Annotated in this window: 31 protein-coding genes; 29 read left to right on the forward strand and 2 right to left on the reverse strand. The window is 58.9% G+C overall.

Going from position 1 to position 17,462, the window contains the following annotated elements; genetic code table 11:
• The first annotated feature begins 78 nt into the window (after positions 1-78).
• From ACH2A7_RS10595 to ACH2A7_RS10675, 17 genes are all read left to right on the forward strand, one after another.
• Entirely contained in the window at positions 79-297 is a 219-nt protein-coding gene (locus ACH2A7_RS10595; RefSeq protein WP_394961898.1) for an XRE family transcriptional regulator, read from the forward strand.
• 57 nt (positions 298-354) lie between these two features.
• The gene (locus tag ACH2A7_RS10600) at positions 355-519 is read left to right on the forward strand and encodes a hypothetical protein (protein WP_394961899.1); all 165 of its coding nucleotides are present in this window, start codon (positions 355-357) and stop codon (positions 517-519) included.
• On the forward strand, positions 516-818 hold the full coding sequence (locus ACH2A7_RS10605; RefSeq protein WP_394961900.1) for a hypothetical protein: 303 nt from the start codon (positions 516-518) through the stop codon (positions 816-818). Before ACH2A7_RS10600 ends, ACH2A7_RS10605 begins: the two co-directional genes overlap by 4 nt.
• On the forward strand, positions 815-985 hold the full coding sequence (locus ACH2A7_RS10610) for a hypothetical protein (RefSeq protein ID WP_394961901.1): 171 nt from the start codon (positions 815-817) through the stop codon (positions 983-985). The genes ACH2A7_RS10605 and ACH2A7_RS10610 overlap by 4 nt, the downstream gene beginning before the upstream one ends.
• Before the next feature lie 5 nt (positions 986-990).
• Positions 991-1,293 carry a hypothetical protein gene (locus ACH2A7_RS10615; protein WP_394961902.1) on the forward strand — a complete coding sequence of 101 codons (303 nt, stop codon included), beginning with the start codon at positions 991-993 and terminating at the stop codon, positions 1,291-1,293.
• Positions 1,286-1,648, forward strand: coding sequence for a hypothetical protein (locus ACH2A7_RS10620; RefSeq protein ID WP_394961903.1), 363 nt, complete (start codon positions 1,286-1,288; stop codon positions 1,646-1,648). The genes ACH2A7_RS10615 and ACH2A7_RS10620 overlap by 8 nt, the downstream gene beginning before the upstream one ends.
• A gap of 10 nt (positions 1,649-1,658) precedes the next feature.
• On the forward strand, positions 1,659-2,246 hold the full coding sequence (locus ACH2A7_RS10625; RefSeq protein ID WP_394961904.1) for an HD domain-containing protein: 588 nt from the start codon (positions 1,659-1,661) through the stop codon (positions 2,244-2,246).
• A 281-nt stretch (positions 2,247-2,527) separates the two neighbouring features.
• Entirely contained in the window at positions 2,528-3,376 is an 849-nt protein-coding gene (locus tag ACH2A7_RS10630) for a hypothetical protein (RefSeq protein WP_394961905.1), read from the forward strand.
• On the forward strand, positions 3,360-3,815 hold the full coding sequence (locus ACH2A7_RS10635) for a DUF1064 domain-containing protein (protein ID WP_394961906.1): 456 nt from the start codon (positions 3,360-3,362) through the stop codon (positions 3,813-3,815). Before ACH2A7_RS10630 ends, ACH2A7_RS10635 begins: the two co-directional genes overlap by 17 nt.
• A 2-nt stretch (positions 3,816-3,817) precedes the next feature.
• The gene (locus tag ACH2A7_RS10640; protein WP_394961907.1) at positions 3,818-4,201 is read left to right on the forward strand and encodes a hypothetical protein; all 384 of its coding nucleotides are present in this window, start codon (positions 3,818-3,820) and stop codon (positions 4,199-4,201) included.
• Between the two features lie 14 nt (positions 4,202-4,215).
• A complete protein-coding gene (locus tag ACH2A7_RS10645; protein WP_394961908.1) occupies positions 4,216-5,940 on the forward strand; it encodes a PcfJ domain-containing protein in 1,725 nt (574 codons plus the stop codon).
• 15 nt (positions 5,941-5,955) lie between these two features.
• On the forward strand, positions 5,956-6,972 hold the full coding sequence (locus tag ACH2A7_RS10650) for a hypothetical protein (protein ID WP_394961909.1): 1,017 nt from the start codon (positions 5,956-5,958) through the stop codon (positions 6,970-6,972).
• Position 6,973: 1 nt separating this feature from the next.
• Positions 6,974-7,108 carry a hypothetical protein gene (locus ACH2A7_RS10655; protein ID WP_394961910.1) on the forward strand — a complete coding sequence of 45 codons (135 nt, stop codon included), beginning with the start codon at positions 6,974-6,976 and terminating at the stop codon, positions 7,106-7,108.
• On the forward strand, positions 7,108-7,536 hold the full coding sequence (locus ACH2A7_RS10660; RefSeq protein ID WP_394961911.1) for a hypothetical protein: 429 nt from the start codon (positions 7,108-7,110) through the stop codon (positions 7,534-7,536). Before ACH2A7_RS10655 ends, ACH2A7_RS10660 begins: the two co-directional genes overlap by 1 nt.
• A complete protein-coding gene (locus ACH2A7_RS10665) occupies positions 7,529-7,798 on the forward strand; it encodes a hypothetical protein (RefSeq protein ID WP_394961912.1) in 270 nt (89 codons plus the stop codon). The genes ACH2A7_RS10660 and ACH2A7_RS10665 overlap by 8 nt, the downstream gene beginning before the upstream one ends.
• Positions 7,791-7,973, forward strand: coding sequence for a hypothetical protein (locus tag ACH2A7_RS10670; protein ID WP_394961913.1), 183 nt, complete (start codon positions 7,791-7,793; stop codon positions 7,971-7,973). Before ACH2A7_RS10665 ends, ACH2A7_RS10670 begins: the two co-directional genes overlap by 8 nt.
• Complete coding sequence (locus ACH2A7_RS10675) at positions 7,945-8,382, forward strand: hypothetical protein (RefSeq protein WP_394961914.1); 438 nt, start codon at positions 7,945-7,947, stop codon at positions 8,380-8,382. The genes ACH2A7_RS10670 and ACH2A7_RS10675 overlap by 29 nt, the downstream gene beginning before the upstream one ends.
• A gap of 276 nt (positions 8,383-8,658) precedes the next feature.
• Here the strand turns inward: ACH2A7_RS10675 and ACH2A7_RS10680 are convergent, their stop codons facing one another.
• Both ACH2A7_RS10680 and ACH2A7_RS10685 read right to left on the reverse strand, forming a co-directional pair.
• Positions 8,659-9,045, reverse strand: a complete 387-nt coding sequence (locus ACH2A7_RS10680) for a type II toxin-antitoxin system HicB family antitoxin (RefSeq protein WP_394961915.1) — start codon at positions 9,043-9,045, stop codon at positions 8,659-8,661.
• Positions 9,046-9,084: 39 nt separating this feature from the next.
• Positions 9,085-9,258 carry a type II toxin-antitoxin system HicA family toxin gene (locus ACH2A7_RS10685; protein ID WP_394961916.1) on the reverse strand — a complete coding sequence of 58 codons (174 nt, stop codon included), beginning with the start codon at positions 9,256-9,258 and terminating at the stop codon, positions 9,085-9,087.
• 169 nt (positions 9,259-9,427) lie between these two features.
• Here ACH2A7_RS10685 and ACH2A7_RS10690 point away from each other — a divergent pair, with 169 nt between their 5' ends.
• From ACH2A7_RS10690 to ACH2A7_RS10745, 12 genes are all read left to right on the forward strand, one after another.
• Positions 9,428-9,739 carry an HNH endonuclease gene (locus tag ACH2A7_RS10690; RefSeq protein ID WP_394961917.1) on the forward strand — a complete coding sequence of 104 codons (312 nt, stop codon included), beginning with the start codon at positions 9,428-9,430 and terminating at the stop codon, positions 9,737-9,739.
• Between the two features lie 163 nt (positions 9,740-9,902).
• Positions 9,903-10,286 (forward strand): hypothetical protein, encoded by a 384-nt coding sequence (locus ACH2A7_RS10695; protein WP_394961918.1) that lies wholly within the window; start codon positions 9,903-9,905, stop codon positions 10,284-10,286.
• A 70-nt stretch (positions 10,287-10,356) separates the two neighbouring features.
• Entirely contained in the window at positions 10,357-11,976 is a 1,620-nt protein-coding gene (locus ACH2A7_RS10700; protein ID WP_394961919.1) for a terminase large subunit, read from the forward strand.
• Between the two features lie 4 nt (positions 11,977-11,980).
• Positions 11,981-13,147: a phage portal protein gene (locus tag ACH2A7_RS10705; RefSeq protein ID WP_394961920.1), complete on the forward strand. Its 1,167-nt coding sequence runs from the start codon at positions 11,981-11,983 to the stop codon at positions 13,145-13,147.
• A 36-nt stretch (positions 13,148-13,183) separates the two neighbouring features.
• Positions 13,184-13,777: an HK97 family phage prohead protease gene (locus ACH2A7_RS10710; protein ID WP_394961921.1), complete on the forward strand. Its 594-nt coding sequence runs from the start codon at positions 13,184-13,186 to the stop codon at positions 13,775-13,777.
• A gap of 23 nt (positions 13,778-13,800) precedes the next feature.
• A complete protein-coding gene (locus ACH2A7_RS10715; protein ID WP_394961922.1) occupies positions 13,801-14,928 on the forward strand; it encodes a phage major capsid protein in 1,128 nt (375 codons plus the stop codon).
• Between the two features lie 20 nt (positions 14,929-14,948).
• Complete coding sequence (locus ACH2A7_RS10720) at positions 14,949-15,227, forward strand: hypothetical protein (protein WP_394961923.1); 279 nt, start codon at positions 14,949-14,951, stop codon at positions 15,225-15,227.
• A 6-nt stretch (positions 15,228-15,233) separates the two neighbouring features.
• Positions 15,234-15,563, forward strand: a complete 330-nt coding sequence (locus ACH2A7_RS10725; protein ID WP_394961924.1) for a phage head closure protein — start codon at positions 15,234-15,236, stop codon at positions 15,561-15,563.
• Positions 15,560-15,994 (forward strand): HK97 gp10 family phage protein, encoded by a 435-nt coding sequence (locus ACH2A7_RS10730; RefSeq protein ID WP_394961925.1) that lies wholly within the window; start codon positions 15,560-15,562, stop codon positions 15,992-15,994. Before ACH2A7_RS10725 ends, ACH2A7_RS10730 begins: the two co-directional genes overlap by 4 nt.
• Entirely contained in the window at positions 15,981-16,340 is a 360-nt protein-coding gene (locus ACH2A7_RS10735; RefSeq protein WP_394961926.1) for a hypothetical protein, read from the forward strand. Before ACH2A7_RS10730 ends, ACH2A7_RS10735 begins: the two co-directional genes overlap by 14 nt.
• 14 nt (positions 16,341-16,354) lie before the next feature.
• Positions 16,355-16,933 carry a hypothetical protein gene (locus ACH2A7_RS10740; RefSeq protein ID WP_394961927.1) on the forward strand — a complete coding sequence of 193 codons (579 nt, stop codon included), beginning with the start codon at positions 16,355-16,357 and terminating at the stop codon, positions 16,931-16,933.
• Positions 16,934-16,942: 9 nt separating this feature from the next.
• Positions 16,943-17,374, forward strand: a complete 432-nt coding sequence (locus tag ACH2A7_RS10745) for a hypothetical protein (RefSeq protein ID WP_394961928.1) — start codon at positions 16,943-16,945, stop codon at positions 17,372-17,374.
• Positions 17,375-17,462: the final 88 nt, after the last annotated feature.

Consider the following 17,462-nt stretch of genomic DNA (forward strand, 5'->3'; position numbering starts at 1 on the left):
TGATTTTAAATGACATCTCTATATTAGTACGTAATTGAGTACTTGTCAATACAGCTTGCGGCAAGGAGGTGATAATTTATGCAAAAGAGCAAATTGACCGATTTCGGTTTGTGCGTAAAAACGGAACTTTTACGCCAAGGAATGAGTCAGGCAGAACTGGAGAAAAGCGTGTCGGAAGATACGGGCCTTTTTGTCGACAGCGGATATATGTACAAAATTCTCACAGGACAGAGAAGCCCTGAAAAAATCGTATCCAGCATCTGCCGCATCCTGGATATCCCTGCACCCACAGAATAACACATCGACAGTCCTATAAACAGGACAACTGACCGGGATGAAAGGAGGAGACAGGTATTGGATGAAAACATCCCTCTCGGCAACTGCATTGTGATCGACCGCAAAACGGGCGAGGTGCTCCAGTGGGAGCGCACCACTCCCGAGCGGATGAAGGCAGCGGCTCGGGTGATCGCAAAGGCGCTCGTGGACGAGCTGATGAAAGAAAGGAGAGCACAGCAATGAACAAAACAAAAGGCCCCCGGCTGCTGGAACAGTCGGGAGCCAAGCACCAAAAAGGTGCTGCCAGTACGGCACCTTTCATTTTACATGTTTTTCAGAGTGCCGTCAATTTTCTGCTGGCCGCGGAGGTCGGCCTGATCTGCGCCATGGCCGCGGCCCTGTGGGCGCTGCCGGCTGCATGGGCCGAACGAGGATATATGGGCGGCATCGGCGGAGAGTGGCTGCTGATCCTGCTGGCCAGTGCCGGAGGCGGCTTGCTGACAGCCAAAGTGCTGCGGGCGTGGGAAGGAGAGCGGCAATGAGCATCACCGAGGAAATCAACGAGTACCTGGAGCGGGTGCTGCGCTACATGGATACCCCGTGGGATCAGCGCGACCCCGGAGAGTATGAGGCCATTTTGGCCGCCAAAGCAGCAATTTACCGAGAAACCGGCAAACTGGCAGCAGCACAGCCCGGGAAAGGGGAGTGAGCCTTGTGAGCCAGGAGGAAGTAAAGCACTTGGTGGACGAGCTGGCCCCGGTGGTGTGGGCGGAGCGGTGCCACGAGGCGGCGGCGACAAAGCCGCCCCAGGCAGTGCCCTGGTATTTCATCAACATCAACCACCCGGCGGTGCGCACCATCTACGACAGATACCGCCGCAAGGCGGGCATCCTCAGGCCGCCCAGCGACATTGAGCGGGTGAAGTTTGAACTGTATGTGCTCCACCCGGCGGTCCTGCGGGATCTGCGCCGGCACTACATAGAGATCGGCGCGCTGAAAGGAGAAGAGAATGGATAACGAAGTCTTTGACAGAGGTCATTGTGTCTACTGTGGCCAGCTGCGCGTCTTGGAGCGGGACATGGGCAGTCAGGACGCCGCCAACAAGGAGGCCACTATGACCTGTAACTGCGAGGCAGGGAGGCAGGCCCGGCGGCAGGCCAAGGAGTGCCAGATCATCAGCGGCCTGTTCCCGGAACTGCCGGAGGTCACGGTGGATTTCCTTTTGCAGATGGCCGCCATGATCCGCGAGGAGCAGCTGTATAGCGGCACCAGCGTCAAGGTGGCGCCGAACGTCACCGCTCGCTTCAAGCTGAAGGATGGCTCGGTGGTGGTCACACGCAGCGAGAAGATGGAACATCAGTCCAGCATTTGAGGAGGAAACCATGGAAGACGGGAAACAGAGATTTTACTGGCTGTTCCGGGATGTGGACGGAGATTATTATCCCGGATCAGCAGAGTTTTTGCGTTGGTTGGAAGGCACCGACTTTTTCACCGCGCCGGCCAGCACCAAATATCACCTGTGCACCCCCGGCGGGCTGGTGCTGCACAGCGTCCATGTGGCGGAGGAGGCGGCTGCTATGTGCCACAGGTACGGGATGCACGAACTGGCGGACAGCGCGATCATGTGCGGCCTGGTGCACGACATCTGCAAGGTGGGGGTGTACAAGCCCACCACACGGCGGGCGCGTGGTGAGGATGGAGTATGGAAAACCGTTCCCTCCTATGAGTACGATGACGCCCTGCCGCTGGGCCACGGAGAGAAAAGCCTCTTTCTTGCGCAGCGGCACGGCCTTCAGCTCAGCGACGAAGAGGCGGCGGCGATCCGCTGGCACATGGGGCCTTACCGGGACGGGGACGCCGCGCGGGAGATGAGCGAGGCGTTCCAGCGGTTCCCGCTGGCGGCGATCCTCCACACTGCGGACATGGCCGCCACCTACATCGTCGAGCGGGGCGTCGGGGAAAAGCCCTGACGCCCGTTTTGCACTCAACTGCAAAAAGAAAAGCGCGGCCATTGCAGTGGCCGCGCCCGGATGAAGCACCCGTTTACATATCATGTATAAATCATAGCAGAACCGGGTCGCTTTGTCAATTTTGAGCGCCACCGATGCGGTGGCGGACGGGCTCGTATGAGGTAATAAAAACCCGACACTCACCCCCAAAAAAAACAAACTCAAAGGGGGCTGACCTTCGCAGAAAGCCGGAGGGAGAGGGAGGAGGCCGCCAGGGCTACCGCATACCCAAGGAGGACAACGTGAGAGCGATCCAGAGAGAGCGGCGCTTTGTCTGCGGACGGAGCAGGCAAAGCGCCATGTACCAGGAGGTAGAGATCTACACCTGCAGCGCCGACCCGGCGGGCCGCTGGCGGGACAGGGGGATGAGCGAGGGGCCGCCCTTCCGGGGGAAGAACCCGGAGACCTGGGAGAAGCACAACGCCGCCGCGGCCAGAAAGTTCTTTGTGCGGCTGGTGAACACGAATTTTGGGCAGGACGACCTGCACACAACCCTCACCTATGCCGACGAGACACTGCCGGGGGACGACCGACAGGCGGAGCGGGATGTTTCCAACTTCCTGCGGCATCTTCGGGCAGAGTGCAAAAAACAGGGGTTCGACCCGCCGGAGGCCATCATCGTGACCGAGCACCAGGACGAGGACCACGCCCAGGGGAAAAAGGCGGTGCGCTACCACCACCATGTCCTGCTGCGGTGCGATCTGGGCCGCGACGATGTGGAGAGATGCTGGCACAGGAAGGGCGAAAGCCTGGGCTTTGCCAACTGCGACCGGCTGAAGCTGGACAAGTCCAGCCTGGAGGCACTGGCCAGCTATTTGATGAAAAGCCCAAACCGAAAGCACCGATGGAGGCGCACCAGGGGCATCCGGGACCCCATCCGGCCGCGGCCAAACGACAGCCGCTACACCCGGCGGGCCATCCAGCGCATCGCCACCGGCCCGGACCTGCACAGCCCGGAGTTCTGGGCGCGAAAATATCCGGGCTGGGAGTTGAACGAGGCAGAGGCGAACTATAACGACTTCTGGGGATGGAGCATCACCCTGAAGCTGCGGCGCCGGCCGGAAAGGGGAAAAGATGGGCGTGGACATTGAGCGCCTCGGCCCGGCGGCCCGGGAACAGGTGCTGAAGGAACTGGCCCGGCGGGAGCGCCTGGCCAACGCGGAACGCCGGCGGCAGCGGGCGGCGGAGAAAACACCACCCGGCGGGCAGGGCAGCCGGCTGGAGGAAGACTATTACCGGGCCTTCATCTGGCCGAAGGAACTGGCCGGGCAGGTGGCCAGGGTGGAGCGCCACAGGCGCTTTGAGTTGCTGCCCCCGGCGGAATACTGCGGCCTGCGGCTGCCGGCGGCCCACTATACCCCGGATTTCGTGATCGAATACGTCACCGGCACGGTGGAGGTCGTCGAGGTCAAAAGCCACTTCACCCGAACGGCCCAGCGGGACTACATCTACCGCCGGCGGCTATTCATCGAACTTATAGCCCGCCCGAGAGGGTGGGTGTTCACCGAGTACATTGAAAAGGAGCAATAACCATGAATGAATGGTACTTGAGCGCAAAAAAGAAGCTGGAGACGGAGCGGAAAAGCGGAAAGTATGACCGCTACGCGGCAGTCATGAAAGATGCCGTATGTGATGCGTTGGACGGCTTTTGCCGGCAGGATGGGGAGTTTGCCCAGGCGGTAGTCCAGGGCGGGACCTTAGAGGACTGCATGAAGGCGGTGGCCAGGAACTGCGGGAACGCGATCTCCGACCTGGAGGCGTTCCGCCGGGCGGTGCAGTTCTACTTCCCGGGGGCGGATGTGCGGTTTCAGATGAGCGTCAACCTCTGCGCCAGCGTCGAGGGAGAGGAAGAGGCGGCGCCGCTGCCGGCGCCGAAGACGGGACGGAAGATCCTCTCGCTGGCTGATTTTCTGTAAGGGGGGTGGACACAGTGACAGAACAGGAGAAGGCCGAGAAGTTCGCGAAGATGGCCCCGCCGCTGCGGGAGGGGGAGCTGGAGGCGATCAACGCCCTGTTTCCCACGTATCTGTTCCGAAGGAGAAAGACCGGGGAGGTGTGGACGACCTGCTGCCACGAGCATATCACAGCTGGCATGAACAGCGGATACTGGGATATGCGGCGGGCCATGTGGGAACCGCACCAGCGGGAACCGACGAACCACTGGAATGAAGCACCCAAGCCGAGCATGAACTGCCCGTTCTGCGGTAAGCCGGTCATCGTGAAGGAACTGCGCTACACCGGCAGGCGGGAGAAACTCTCCAGCTACCGGCGGGCGGTGGTCCTGCAGTGGTACAAAGGGGCGCTGTGGGCCAGGGCCTATGACTGCAGCAAGCACTATACAGCGGACTATGACCTGGCCGGGGAGCCGGTGTGCAAGCTGGTGGGGGTGTACCGCTTCCGGCCGGGTTTGGCAGAAGAGACCGCGCGAGCGTGGTACGGGAACTACCCCTTCAGGTCCATTGTGACCCAGGACGGGCCGCTCACAAGGGGAAAGTGGAAGATCCACAGCCCGTTCGCTGCCAATGCCTATTATGGGATTGGATATGATGTGATCGGCCTGGACGAAGTGCTGGAGAGTCCGATGCGCTACTGCTTCCAAAAAGATGACGATATGTTCTATGGCCGCCTGCTGGAGTTTTTGACCGCCTGCTGCTTCTACCCCCGGCAGATCGAGATGCTGCTCAAGGCGGGGATGGACGATGTGGTCCGGGATCTGGTGAAGCGGGGCGTGAAGCACGCCGCCGTGATCGACTGGAACAATGAGAATCCGGCAAAGGTCTTTGGCCTGAACCGGCAGGAGCTGAAGACCTTCCTTGGAACGAACCGGAACATTGAGATTCTGGAGCTGCACAAGCGGCTGAAGGGCCGTGTTGCTATCCAGGTATGTGCGGAATGGATGGGCATGGGTCTGGACATCCGCAAGACCTTTCAAGCGGCAAAGAAGTGGGGCCTGGCCCCGGAGCGGTTGATTCGCTATCTGGTCGGGAATGTGGGGTGTGCCAGGTATGGCGGCCTGCCCGGCCTGCGTGAGGCGCTGCGAATCTGGGAGGACTATGTGACTGCCGCTGAGGCAACGGGCTATCCGCTCCATCGAGAGAACGTTCTGCTGCCAAAGGAGCTCGGGGCAGCCCATGATGAGGCCACGAAAAAGCATAATGCGATCCTGCAGAGACAGATAGCGCAGGCGGAGCAGCAGTGGAGACAGGCGGAACAGGAAAGACTGGCCGCGGCGAACGCGGCCTATGCCGAGCGCAGGGAGAAGCTGGATCAGAAGTATGGCTTTGAGATGGACGGCCTTCTGATCCGGGCACCCATCAGCGGCGCGGAGGTCCTGGACGAAGGACGGGTACTGAAGCACTGCGTGGGCGGTTACGCAGACCGTCATGTGCAGGGGAAAACCACGATCCTGTTCATGCGCAGGGCAGCGAAGCCTAACGAACCGTGGCTGACCATTGAAATGAACGAGAACAGGCTGGTACAGATACATGGGTACCGAAACGAAGGCATTCACACAATGGAGGGCAGGTTTGCTCCCGATCCGAGAGAAGTCTACCGCGAGTTTTTGGACACCTGGCTGGACTGGCTGAAGAAAGGGAGCAAGCGTGACAAGCAGGGCAGGCCGAAGCTGCCCCGGAAGAAAAAAGCGGCAGCATAAGGAAAGGAGAAACCCATGGAACAGTTGACCATCATCGCCGGCGCGACGCCGGCTCAGCAGGAAGCGGCGGCCATGCACTTTGAGATCGTGGAGGCGGCCAAGGGAGCGGTGAACAGCCTGCTCGACCTTGGCCGCAAGCTCAAGCGTATGCGCGACAGCGGGCGCTTCAAGGACCTGGGCTTTGAGACCTTCGGGGCCTACACCGAGGCAGCGGTAGGCATCAAGCAGCGCCAGGCTTACAGCTACATACAGGTCGTGGAGACACTGCCGGCGCGTCTCATCGAGGAGAATGCCGCCAGCGGCATCACCAAGCTGGCCCTGCTCTGCAAACTCAGCCCGGCGGATCGGGAAGAAGTCGCCGGCGAGGGGCTGGCGGAAATCACCGTGGCCGAGCTGCAGAAGCTCATCGAGGAAAAGAACGGCCTGGCGGAGCAGCTCTCCATGCTGGAGAGCGGGACCACGGCGCCCGCCGCCGAGGCACAGGCAGAAGAGGTGGATTTGGACGCGATCCGCGCCGAGGCCGCCGCCCAGGCCCGGGAGGAAGAGCAGCGGCGCCACGCGGAGGCGCTGGAAAGGGCAAAGCAGGAACAGGATGAGGCGGTGGCCGCCGCCCGGCGGGAAGCCGAAGCAGAGGCGAAAAAGAGAATCCGGGAGGCCACCGAGAAGGCCCAGGAGCAGGCCCGGAAGACCGCGGTGCAGCAGATCGCGGAGGAGCGGGAGAAGGCGGCCAGTCAGGCCCGCGCCCAGCAGGAGGCGGCGGACCGGGCGGCGCTGGAGGAAGCCCGACGCCGGGAGGCCGAGGCCATGCAGCGGGCGGAGGAGACGGCAAAGCAGCTGCAGCTGGCCTCCGACAAAGACAGTGCCCGCTTTGCCCTCCTTTTTGATGACCTGCAGGCCAAGGCCACGGCCATGGTGGAGCTGGCGGAAGAAATGCGGGCCAAAGGCAAGGCGGAGCAGGCCGAGAAGTTCATGGGCGCCTTAAAACGGGCGCTGGAGGCCCTGCGGGAGAGCCTGGAAGGGGAAGATGAATGAAATGAACGACAAGTTTATTGAAGCGATGGCAAAGGCAGTGGTTTATACCTGCATGGTGCTGACCGGAGCGGCGGTGATCTTTCTTTTCACGGGTGCCGCCGTGGCCGCCTTCAACTGGATGATGGGGGTGATGTAATGCCGATAAAGAACTACACGACCACGGTGCCGGCGGCGCAGTCCGTGGCCGAGATCGTGGGTGCGCTGGCCGCTCACGGCGCCACGAAAATCCAGCAGGACTATGATGCCGGCAGGCCTGTTTCCATCGCCTTTGTAATTGACACCCCGGCGGGCCTTCGCGCGTTCCGGCTGCCCAGCAGCGCAGACCGGGTCAAGGCGGTGCTATTGCGGCAAAAGGTCAAAACTGACGATGCCCAGGCCGAGCGAGTCGCCTGGCGTATCCTGCGGGATTGGGTGCTCTCGCAGATGGCCATCTTGGAGACCGAGATGGTGGCCATGGACCAGATCATGCTGCCCTACATGGTTGACGACAATGGGAGAACCGTGTACGAACTGTACCAAAGCCGACAGCTGCAGCTTGGAGACGGGGGCGCGCAATATGACTGACTATATCGAACGGAAAGCCGCATTCGACGCTGCGCAGGAACACTTCTGCGACAGCGCAAGAACGCTTGAGGCTATTGAGACCCTTCCGGCCGCTGATGTCCGTCCGGTGGTGCGGGGGCGGTGGGAGCGCATTGACGGCCTGGACGAACTTGACCCGCGCATGAGGTGCTCTGTGTGCGGAAGCGTTGAAACACCGCTGGCAAGGCACAGGTTTTGCCCGGTATGCGCGGCGGATATGAAAGGAGGCGAATCTGATGGTTGACATCGTCGAAATCAAAAGCGCCGTCCGCTCCGGGGAAATTACGGTGTATGAAGAGGCCGGGCGCTTATACATAGAGAACACGGCCGGGGAGCGTATCGAACTGAAACCGAAAGGCTGCATATCCAGAAGAGAGGAGGGGGCGTCCAGTGAATTGGCAGAAAGAAGCAATCGCTGACCTGCGTTGTCATGAAAAGCGCAAGGCCGCATTGGAGAGCCTTGCAGATGAGATTCGTGAACTGCGCGGCCGTACATATGGCTCCAGTTCCCCGGCGGCCGATGCCGTGCCGGTACAGGGCGGTTCAAGCACTGCGGAAGGCCGTTGGATTGCCGCCATCGATGAGATGGAGAGAAAGAAAGAGGCGTACCGTCTTACCAAGCGCCGGGTGGAAGCAGTAGAGCGGGGCCTTGCGGCGCTGGACGAACAGCAGCGGTTGATACTGAACGTGTTTTTTATGAACCGCGTACAGGGCGGAGCGGACTACCTGGCAGAAGAACTCCACCTGGAGCGCACTCGTATTTATGAATTGCGGGAGCGCGCGCTCCGCGACTTCACTATGGCCCGTTATGGGATAGTGGACGCATAAAAAGGGCGGAAAAAAAACGGACGAAATTTCTAAAAATCCGTGGTATGATGGTAAAAAGAGAGATTGCAAAGGCACCAACACCCAGGCGGGCGTTGGTGCCTTTTTATGCCGCTTTGGGCCGCGGGAGGCCCGGGGCGGCTCGATCTTCCATCGCCCGCCCCGGCGCCCAGAGAAGCTCAGCACACAAGTGACCAATTTCTTCTGTCATCGCGCTGCCGGGGCGGGCAAAAGGAAAGGCCGGGGATCACTCCCCGGCCTTTGTCAAGTGGACCAGAATCACTCAATATTCAGCTGCTGCTTCAGACCAGCCGCCAGAGCGCTGGAAAAGTTGAGGTGTGCCGCTTCGGCGGCCTCGTTCAGCCAACTCGGAATAGTGCAGTTCTTTCGCACGGCGCGCATATCGTTCGCCCGCCGGTAGGCGGCGAAGTCGATGTCCACCAGCGTGGCCACCTCGTTCGGTTCACAGGCGGGGAGTTTTGCGGAACCGGCAGGAATCTGCCGCCCGGCATCTTCTTCGGCCAGACCCCACAGCCCGATGGCGTCGCGGGCCATGGCGATGGCATCCGGGAGGGTGTCGCCCTCGGTGTTGATGTTGAGGTCGGGGACAAATACAACATAACCACGCTCTGCAGGGGTGAGGACAATGGGATAAACAGCTTTCATGGTGGATGACCCCTTTCTATATTTCAGAAGGCTGGGGGCTTATTTCAGCCCCCGCCGTTTGATGATTGCTTTTGCCAGTAGTTCGTTCAACTCTCTGTGCCTCGGTATCGTCTCACTCTCCTTTCCGTTTGTGTAGATGATGTGGTTTCCGCCTTCGCGTTCCTTCCACCATCCATTCTTTTCGAGGAGCTTTATCAAGTCTTTTTGCTTCATGTCCTCACCTCTTGATTATATTATACGCATTTTATGCGCATTTGTCAATAGGGAAGAAGAAAAAATTTGAAAAATTTCACTGCCCACGCCTCATGGCGCGGGCTTTTCTTTTGCGCGGATATCCCCGCGCTATGCTTGCAAAATCAGACGCGCCAGGAGGCGGGAACAAATGGCGAAACAATGGGCAAAGTCATTCTACAACAGCGATGCGTGGAAAGTGACCAGATTGCAGTTCCTGGTAGATCATGCGTTCACTTGCGAGATGTGCGGAGGACACGCCGAAGAAGTCCACCACGAAGTGGAGCTGACGCCAGAGAACATTCACGACCCGGCGGTCACGCTGAACCCGATGCTGTTGCACGCGCTGTGCGGGGACTGCCACAAGCTGGTCACCAAGCGGCAAAAGAATATGCGGCGGCCGGACTGCGATCCTGGTTTTGCTTTTGATACGGACGGCAACCTATCCCCCCGGGGGGTCTGAGTTTTTGACCCGGGGCGGAAGACCGCACGCCACCCACAGGAAAAACCGACCGGGAAATACATGGGAGGGGGTGGGTCACGTGCGCGATCATATTGCGCGCGGATAGTGGTATAAAAGGCAGACTTCGCAAAAGCTGGGAATATCTGAGGAAAGGACGGTGGTTTTGGTGGATTTTGAGCACATCTATACCCCGGAGCAACGAGCTGAAAAACTGGCGGAAAAGAAAAAGGAATTTGCGCAGCTCCTTACCAAAATCCCCGGGAAGAAGAAAAAAGCCGGTCGGGCAATTTCCGAACAGGCAGCGTTTCTGGCGGTGGCCATCGAAGAACTGGACAAGATCGTGATCCGGGACGGATATGTGGAGGAATACCAAAACGGGGAGAGCCAGAAGGGCACAAAGAAAACCGTGGCCGCCGACCTGCTGGACCGGTACACAAAAACCTACACCACCACCATCAAGCAAATTGTGGATCTGCTGCCGGAAGAAGAAGCCAAAACCGCCAAGGATGAAATGACGGAATTTATGAAGCGTCGGCCTAAGGTGTGAGCCTATGGGCGCAAGCTGCAAAAACTGGCCAAAGATTTATCTGGAAAAGATTCGGGCAGGAGAGATCCCGGTGAGCCGGAAGGTGCTGGCGGTGTACGAGCGGGAATGCAGCTGGATGGACGATCCGCCGCCCAACTTCCCTTACAAGTTTTCGCCGGAGCTGGGGCAGTATTACATCGACTTCATGGAGAAATTCTGTCGCCAGTCCAAGGGAAAAGCGGGAGGCCAGCTCATCAAATTCCAGCTTTTCCAACTGGCCAAGATGCAGCTTGTGTTTGGGTGGGTGGAGAAGGGTACAGGCTTGCGGAGATTCCGGGAAGTATTCGATATCCGCGGCCGCAAAAACGGAAAATCCACCGAAACAGCTGCTGTGATGCACGCCATGCTGGAGATCGATGGAGAGGCGGGCCCCGAGATCTATTGTGTGGCCAACTCCAAGGATCAGGCCGACACCGTGTTCAATGAATGCGTCAATATGCGGGCGCAGTCTCCGGCCCTGCAGAAAATCACCAAAAAGCGGCGCACCGACATATACTGCCCGCGCAACTTCGGCTTCATCCAGGCGCTGGCGGCCAAAACCGACACGCTGGACGGCAAAAATGCTCATTTTGTCTGCCAGGACGAACCGCACGAGCAGCGGAACAGCAAACTGTACGATGTTATGAAGCAGTCCCAGAGTTTCCGGGAGCAGCCGCTTTACTGGATCATATCCACAAACGGTTCTGTCCGGGAAGGCTTTTTCGACTCCAAATACCAGATGTACAGCGCCGTGGCGCTGTGGCAGGATGGTTTCCAGGACTACACCGTGCTGCCGCTGATCTACGAACTGGACAGCCGGGAAGAGTGGACAGACGAAAAATGCTGGGAAAAGGCAAACCCGGGACTGGGCACCATCAAAAGCCTGAAGACCCTGAGGGAGCATGTGGCCCAGGCAAAGCGAGATCCGTCTTTCCTTCCCACCGTGCTCACGAAGGACTTCAACATCCCGGAGAACAGCGCCGAGAGCTGGCTGCGGTTTGAGGATATCAAAAACGAAACAGTGGCGGACATGCCCTATCTGGAGCACAGCTACGCGATAGGCGGATGCGATCTGTCGGCCACGACCGACCTGACCTGCGCCACTCTGCTGATCATGAAGCCAAACGACCCGAATTACTATGTGCTCCAGAAGTACTTCCTGCCGGAAGGCCGCCTGGAACAGCTGCGGGAGACAAACGACCGGGAGGCGCCCTATCAGCGGTGGGCAGAGCTGGGATGGCTGCACCTCTGCAGGGGCAAAACGGTGGACTACAACGATGTGACACAATGGTTTGTGGAGATGGTGCAAAAGCACGACATCCGCCCCTTGTGGATCTGTTACGACGCCGCGCTGTCCGGCTATTGGGCGCCGCAGATGGAAGAGACAGGGTTTGTGATGGAGAAGATCCGGCAGGGACCGATCACATGGACGTACCCCATGAAGCTGCTGGGCGGTGCGCTGCAGGAGCATCGCATAATCTACCAGAACAACCCGATGCTGCGCTGGTGCCTGTCAAACACCGCCAAAAAAAGCACCAACCGCGACGGTATCGAGAGCATACAGCCGGTCAAATGCGCCAGCAACCGGCGCATTGACGGCATGGTGAGCCTGTTGAATGCCTGGGTCGGGCTGCAAAAGCATACAGACGAATTTTTGCCATATTTGAGGTGATACAGTGGGATTTTTCAGCACGTTTATCAGTAGTTTCAAGCGGCCGGTGGCGGCGGTGGTCGGAATGGGGTCCGACAGCAAACCATGGACTGCGGCGGTCGGAGACCAGAAGACCTGCGCGGCAATCATGGACTGCACAGCGACGCACACCGCGAAAGGGAAGGTGCTGCACGTGGTCCTGGATGAAAACGACAGGATCAGGCAGATCAACCGCACAAGCGCCTATACAAGGCTGTTCGAAAAACCGAATCCGATGATGAGCGGGTACGATTTTATGTACGCGATGAGTTGGCAGCTGGACGAAAAAAACACCGCTCTGGCCTGGGTGGATTGGGGTGAAGGGACAAAACCCAAGGCGATCTGGCCGGTCTACTACAACCAATACCGGCTCAAGAAAATCGTGGGTGAAAACGCCTGGGCGATGGAGCTCACCACGATCGACGGAATGCCCAGGCTGGTACGCCTTGAAGATGTGATCATCCTGCGGCAGCACTACCAGGGTGAGGGTATTTCAGGCGGCAACAACCGCCCGATCTATGATGCCATCACAATGGCCGAGGCCAGTGACCGCGGCCTGATGGACGCGATCCAGGGAGCCAACAGGCTGCACGGCTACGTAAAGCTCAAAAACGCCATGCTGGCGCCGCAAAGCACAAAGAACAACAACAAAACCCTGAATGACCGTATCAAAGAAGCCGCCGAAAATGGCGGCATTTTTCAACTGGATGCCACCGAGGATTTCACCGCGGTAGCGGTCAACACCTGGGCGGCGTCCAGCGCCCAGATGAAGGACGTGCAAGGCAACCTGTACGACTATTTCCGAACCCCCAAAGAGGTGGTGAACGGGACAGCCAACGAGCAGACCATGCAGAATTATTACGAAGGCCGCATTGAGCCCCGGTGGATGGCCATGGCTCAGGCGTTCACCGCGGCACTGTTCACCAAGCGAGAATATGAGATGGGCAACCGCATCATTGTCTCCAGCCCGGCGGCCACAGCCGCCAGCTGGGCCACCCGCATGAACATACTGAATTACACGCGGGAAACCGGCGACCTCACCACCAACGAACGACGGGAGCTGATGGGGTATCCGCCGGTGGAAGGCGGTGATAAGCGGCAGATCTCTCTGAACTATGTGAGCAACAAGAATCAGGAAAATTACCAGACATGAGAACAGGCACCCCAAATAAGCAGGAGGAAATGAGACGTGAAAAGAGTTGAACGCCGCGCCCTGAGCAGCTTTGTGATGGACAGCGGCGAAAAAAGGCTGAACAGCGACTACTATGTGGAAGGCTATGCCACCACATACAACCAGCCGTATGAGCTGTACACCGATGAATACGGTGTGGCGCACTACGAAATGATCCAGGCCGGTGCTCTGCAGGGCGCAGAGATGGCCGATGTGGTCATGCTGTACGACCATGACAGCCGGGTGGTGGCGCGCACCACGAATGGCACGCTGCTGCTTTTCCCGAATGACCCGGCCGGCCTGCTGATCGCGGCAGATCTTAGCAAGAGCGACTTTGCCAAGCAGATCCATGGCGACATCCAGGCAAAGCTGCTGACCAGAATGAGCTGGACCTTCGAGGTGGCGCCCGGCGGCGAGTATTACGACCAGGCGAACCATACATGGGTAATCACCAGGATCCGCAGGGTGTACGAGGTGGCGGCGGTCGCGCTGCCCGCAAATGAAGACACCGTGATCGAGGCCCGCAACAAGACGCGGGCCGCAGAAGCCGCGCAGGCAAAAAATCAGCTGGAACGGTGCCGGGCAAAGTGCCGGGCACTGCTCAATTTATAAACCATGGAAAAGGAGAAATGACAATGGCATGCAATTGGAAAGACCGACTGGCCCAGATCGAGCAGCGCAAGAAGGTGCTGCTGGATGAGGTGAACAACCCCGAGACCACCGCGGAGCGGATGGCCCAGATCGAAACCGAAAGCGCGGATCTGAGCAGGGAAGAGAAGGAAGTGCGCAGCCGCTGGCACCTGAGCGAGGCACTGACCGTGGATCCGGAGCCCGCGCCCGGGGCGCCCGCCGGCGGCCAGCCGGCGGAAAACCTGATCGAGCAGCGGGCCAAGCAGTTCCGCGCCAAGAACAAAATGACGATTCCCATGTTCGCCGAGCAGCGCAGCCTGCTCGTGAGCAGCGGCAAGATCGCTACCCCCACCGCCGTGTACCAGACCATCGGTGAGCTGCCCAAGGTGGTGAGCAGTATTGTGGACGACGTTGAGGTAATCGACGCCACCGGCACCGGCGCATGGGACTTCCCGTACAAAAAGACCGATGCCGAAGCTTCGGATGTGACCGAAGGCAGCGAGATCGCCGGCACCGGCGCCACTTACGACAAGGTCACTATTTCCCCCAAGATCTGGGGCGTCCTGGATGAAGTCAGCAACCAGGTGGCAAAGATGACCGACGTCGCCTACACGGCCAATGTCCAGAACAGCGCGTATCTGGCGCTTCGGCGGGTCGCCCGCGACAAGATCGTGGCTGCCATCAAAGCCTCGGGCCTGACCGAGACCAGAAGCAACATTGCGCTGGATGAGAACTACCTGCGCACCATTGTCTTGGGGTACGGCGATGACGAAAACGTCATCGGCGGTGAGACCAAGCTGTACATCAACAAGGCCGACATGGATACCCTCGGCAAAGTGCGCGGCAGCGACAAAAAGCCCGTGTATGACATCACGTTCACCGACAGCAACAATGGCACCATCAAGGACGGCGGCCTTGCTGTAAAGTTCTCTCTGACCAAGCTGACCACCGGCGAGCAGATCTATGGCAACGCGCGCACCGTGAAAATGCCGCTGTGGGGCGGCTATGAGGTCAGCACCGACCAGGGCGGCGAATATTTCAAGCGCAACATGATGGGTGTTCGCGGCCTGGCCACCGCCGGCGCCGATCTGACCGTATGGCATGGTATGCAGCTGATCAAGCAGGGCGAATGACCGAAAGGGCGGTGCAGGCAATGATCAGCGACAATTACCTTGATTCCATGATCCGGGCAGTGCGCCGCAGCAAGACCGATGCAGTTGCCGGAGAAATCACCGATCTGATTCTGGAAGCCCGCGCCGACATGATCGGCGCGGGTGTTTCTGCAGAAAAGGCGGAAAACGAGGAAGACCCGATGGTGAAGGGCGCGATACGCAGCTTCGTTCGCTGGAAGTTCGGCCTGGAAGCGCCCGGGGCGGAATCCGAGCGGCGGGACTACCTCGTCCAGGTGGACAACATCCGCAGGCGGGGGTGATGAAAGGTGCAGTTTTCGGATGAGATTTTTCTCTTGAATAGCACACAGGCACCAACCGATTCCGGGCACCCGGCGGGAGAGAGCACAAGCGGGCGGGCGGTATGGGCAAACAAAAAGAGCGTCGGTATGAGCGAGTACTACAAGGCCGATGCCAACGGCAAAAAAATCACCGCCGTATTCGAGGTGCATACCGAGGACTATGAAGGTGAAATGCTGCTGGAATACCATGGGCAGCTGTTCGATGTGGAGCGCAGCTATGAGACAAAGCCCAGCACCGTGGAGCTCAGCTGCACCAATGCAAAGCGGGATAAAGCGAATCGGGGGCCGGTGGCATGAGATTTGAAACAAATTTCCCAAAAGAATTTTGGGATCAGTTTGAACGGCTCGAGAAAATCGACGATGTGGCGCCCAAGATGCTGCAAGCAGCCGCTCCGATTGCAGTTGACGCAATCAAGAAAAGATTGCGGCCGCACAGACAGACCGGGGAGCTGATCAGAAGCGTCAAGGCGTCAAAGCCCAAAGAAGCAAAAGTTGGTGGATACATACTCAAAATAAATTTCGTGGGTTATGACAAAACCCGCAAACCAACGCCTTCGCAGCCGCGTGGTGTACCTAATGCAGTGAAGGCTGCCGGCATTGAGTATGGAAATGCCACAGAAGAGCCAAAACCGTTTTTGCAGTCGGCTGCAAAGGACTGTGAAGCCGACGTGGCAGAGGCCATGCAGCGGAAATTCGAAGTGGAGATGGCCATCAATGGAACTAAATGAACAGCTTGCCCAGGCCATGGGAACGCTCCTGCCGGGGGCCGTGTGGCTGGTGGTCTGCGATCAGAAGCCGCTGCCGGATGAGTACATTGTGGTCACAACGGTGGATGAGCGGCCGGAAGTGTACAGCGGAGACCAGGATGAACAGCTGGCGGGAACATATCGCGCAGCATGGTACAGCAGAGCAGGCACAGAAGGCAAAGCGGCCAAAATGCGCCGCGCCGCCAGAGATGCCGGCTTCCTGATTGAAAGCACACCCCCGGCGGGATATGACAGCGCGACCGGGCATTACATCACCTATATCGAGGTGTCAAACACAGACACTTGCGAGGACTACCAAATCACATAAAGGAGGACAATGCTATGGCATACGTTGGGCTGCCCTACTACGGGTACTGCACTTACACCGAAACCGACAATGGGGACGGCACTGTGACCGAGAACCTGGGCACCGGAAAGCTGACCCGCAGCGTGATCAAATTCGCGCCCTCCGCCGAAAGCAACGCGGTGGAGCTGTGGGCCGGGGATCTGAAGGAGCAGGATGAATACGACAACCCCGGCGGCACGATCAGCATCGACCGCAGCTACATCAGCCTGGAAGAAGAGGCGGCCATGGGCGGCCACAAGTTCACCAAGGAAGGCGCGGAAGGCGGGATGGTCCATAACGCGGACGACACCCCCGCCCTGTTGCGCGTGGCCGCGATGGCAAAGCTGAAAAAGCCGGACCGGAAAGTGGCATACCGGGTCGTCGGGTACTATCGCGCCACGATGGCGCCCATCGCCGACGAAATGAGCACCCGCAGCGCCCAGAAGGCCTTCGGACAGCAGAACATGACCGGCACTCTGGGCACCAACGCGAAGGGGGATTTTTCCTACAAGAACGAGTATCCCGATTTCGCCGCGGCTCTGGCGGATATGAAAAAGTTTTTGAACATCACCTGAGGAGGGGCTATGGCAACGATCACGATCCGGGGCAAAGTTTACCCCGCCCTGTTTGACCTGCAGAATGTGGAGGAGCTGCAAAACCACTACGAGAACGGCCTGGACGACATGATCGACGCGCTGAAAGAGCCGCACAAGAACATGCGGGAGATCGCCTATATCGTGTGGCTGATGATTCGGGAAGGGGTGGAGCTGGACAATGAGGAGCACCACCGCGGCAACACGGCGCCGACCCGGAAGATGATCGAAAAGCAGCTGTGCTTTGCGGATCTTGTGGGGGAAAACAACATTTCCAAATCTGTGGAGGAGGCGTTTTTGGAGTTCTACGGAAAAAACGCGGAAAGCCGGAGTTTGATGGAGACGAGCCAGCAGATGGTGATGGAGAAACTGTCTGGATCGACGACGTCGAGCCCCGGCACTTCGGAACAGAACGCCTGGTAAACTTTCCAAAACTGCGATACATTGCGGTCGGCCTGCTGGGGTATTCCCGGCGGGAAAGCCGTTTTTTGAGCATGGACGAGCTTTTGAG

The sequence above is a fragment of the Candidatus Allofournierella merdavium genome (assembly GCF_944382735.1).
In the GTDB taxonomy this organism is placed as follows: Bacteria; Bacillota; Clostridia; order Oscillospirales; family Ruminococcaceae; genus Allofournierella_A; species Allofournierella_A merdavium.

Excerpts from the sequence above, each read along its gene's own strand:
- ACH2A7_RS10595 (WP_394961898.1), top strand. The coding sequence starts at position 79 with ATGCAAAAGAGCAAATTGACCGATTTCGGTTTGTGCGTAAAAACGGAA.
- ACH2A7_RS10605 (WP_394961900.1), top strand. The coding sequence starts at position 516 with ATGAACAAAACAAAAGGCCCCCGGCTGCTGGAACAGTCGGGAGCCAAG.
- ACH2A7_RS10610 (WP_394961901.1), top strand. The coding sequence starts at position 815 with ATGAGCATCACCGAGGAAATCAACGAGTACCTGGAGCGGGTGCTGCGC.
- ACH2A7_RS10620 (WP_394961903.1), top strand. The coding sequence starts at position 1,286 with ATGGATAACGAAGTCTTTGACAGAGGTCATTGTGTCTACTGTGGCCAG.
- ACH2A7_RS10625 (WP_394961904.1), top strand. The coding sequence starts at position 1,659 with ATGGAAGACGGGAAACAGAGATTTTACTGGCTGTTCCGGGATGTGGAC.
- ACH2A7_RS10635 (WP_394961906.1), top strand. The coding sequence starts at position 3,360 with ATGGGCGTGGACATTGAGCGCCTCGGCCCGGCGGCCCGGGAACAGGTG.
- ACH2A7_RS10640 (WP_394961907.1), top strand. The coding sequence starts at position 3,818 with ATGAATGAATGGTACTTGAGCGCAAAAAAGAAGCTGGAGACGGAGCGG.
- ACH2A7_RS10650 (WP_394961909.1), top strand. The coding sequence starts at position 5,956 with ATGGAACAGTTGACCATCATCGCCGGCGCGACGCCGGCTCAGCAGGAA.
- ACH2A7_RS10655 (WP_394961910.1), top strand. The coding sequence starts at position 6,974 with ATGAACGACAAGTTTATTGAAGCGATGGCAAAGGCAGTGGTTTATACC.
- ACH2A7_RS10660 (WP_394961911.1), top strand. The coding sequence starts at position 7,108 with ATGCCGATAAAGAACTACACGACCACGGTGCCGGCGGCGCAGTCCGTG.
- ACH2A7_RS10665 (WP_394961912.1), top strand. The coding sequence starts at position 7,529 with ATGACTGACTATATCGAACGGAAAGCCGCATTCGACGCTGCGCAGGAA.
- ACH2A7_RS10670 (WP_394961913.1), top strand. The coding sequence starts at position 7,791 with ATGGTTGACATCGTCGAAATCAAAAGCGCCGTCCGCTCCGGGGAAATT.
- ACH2A7_RS10680 (WP_394961915.1), bottom strand. The coding sequence starts at position 9,045 with ATGAAAGCTGTTTATCCCATTGTCCTCACCCCTGCAGAGCGTGGTTAT.
- ACH2A7_RS10685 (WP_394961916.1), bottom strand. The coding sequence starts at position 9,258 with ATGAAGCAAAAAGACTTGATAAAGCTCCTCGAAAAGAATGGATGGTGG.
- ACH2A7_RS10690 (WP_394961917.1), top strand. The coding sequence starts at position 9,428 with ATGGCGAAACAATGGGCAAAGTCATTCTACAACAGCGATGCGTGGAAA.
- ACH2A7_RS10715 (WP_394961922.1), top strand. The coding sequence starts at position 13,801 with ATGGCATGCAATTGGAAAGACCGACTGGCCCAGATCGAGCAGCGCAAG.
- ACH2A7_RS10720 (WP_394961923.1), top strand. The coding sequence starts at position 14,949 with ATGATCAGCGACAATTACCTTGATTCCATGATCCGGGCAGTGCGCCGC.
- ACH2A7_RS10730 (WP_394961925.1), top strand. The coding sequence starts at position 15,560 with ATGAGATTTGAAACAAATTTCCCAAAAGAATTTTGGGATCAGTTTGAA.
- ACH2A7_RS10735 (WP_394961926.1), top strand. The coding sequence starts at position 15,981 with ATGGAACTAAATGAACAGCTTGCCCAGGCCATGGGAACGCTCCTGCCG.
- ACH2A7_RS10740 (WP_394961927.1), top strand. The coding sequence starts at position 16,355 with ATGGCATACGTTGGGCTGCCCTACTACGGGTACTGCACTTACACCGAA.
- ACH2A7_RS10745 (WP_394961928.1), top strand. The coding sequence starts at position 16,943 with ATGGCAACGATCACGATCCGGGGCAAAGTTTACCCCGCCCTGTTTGAC.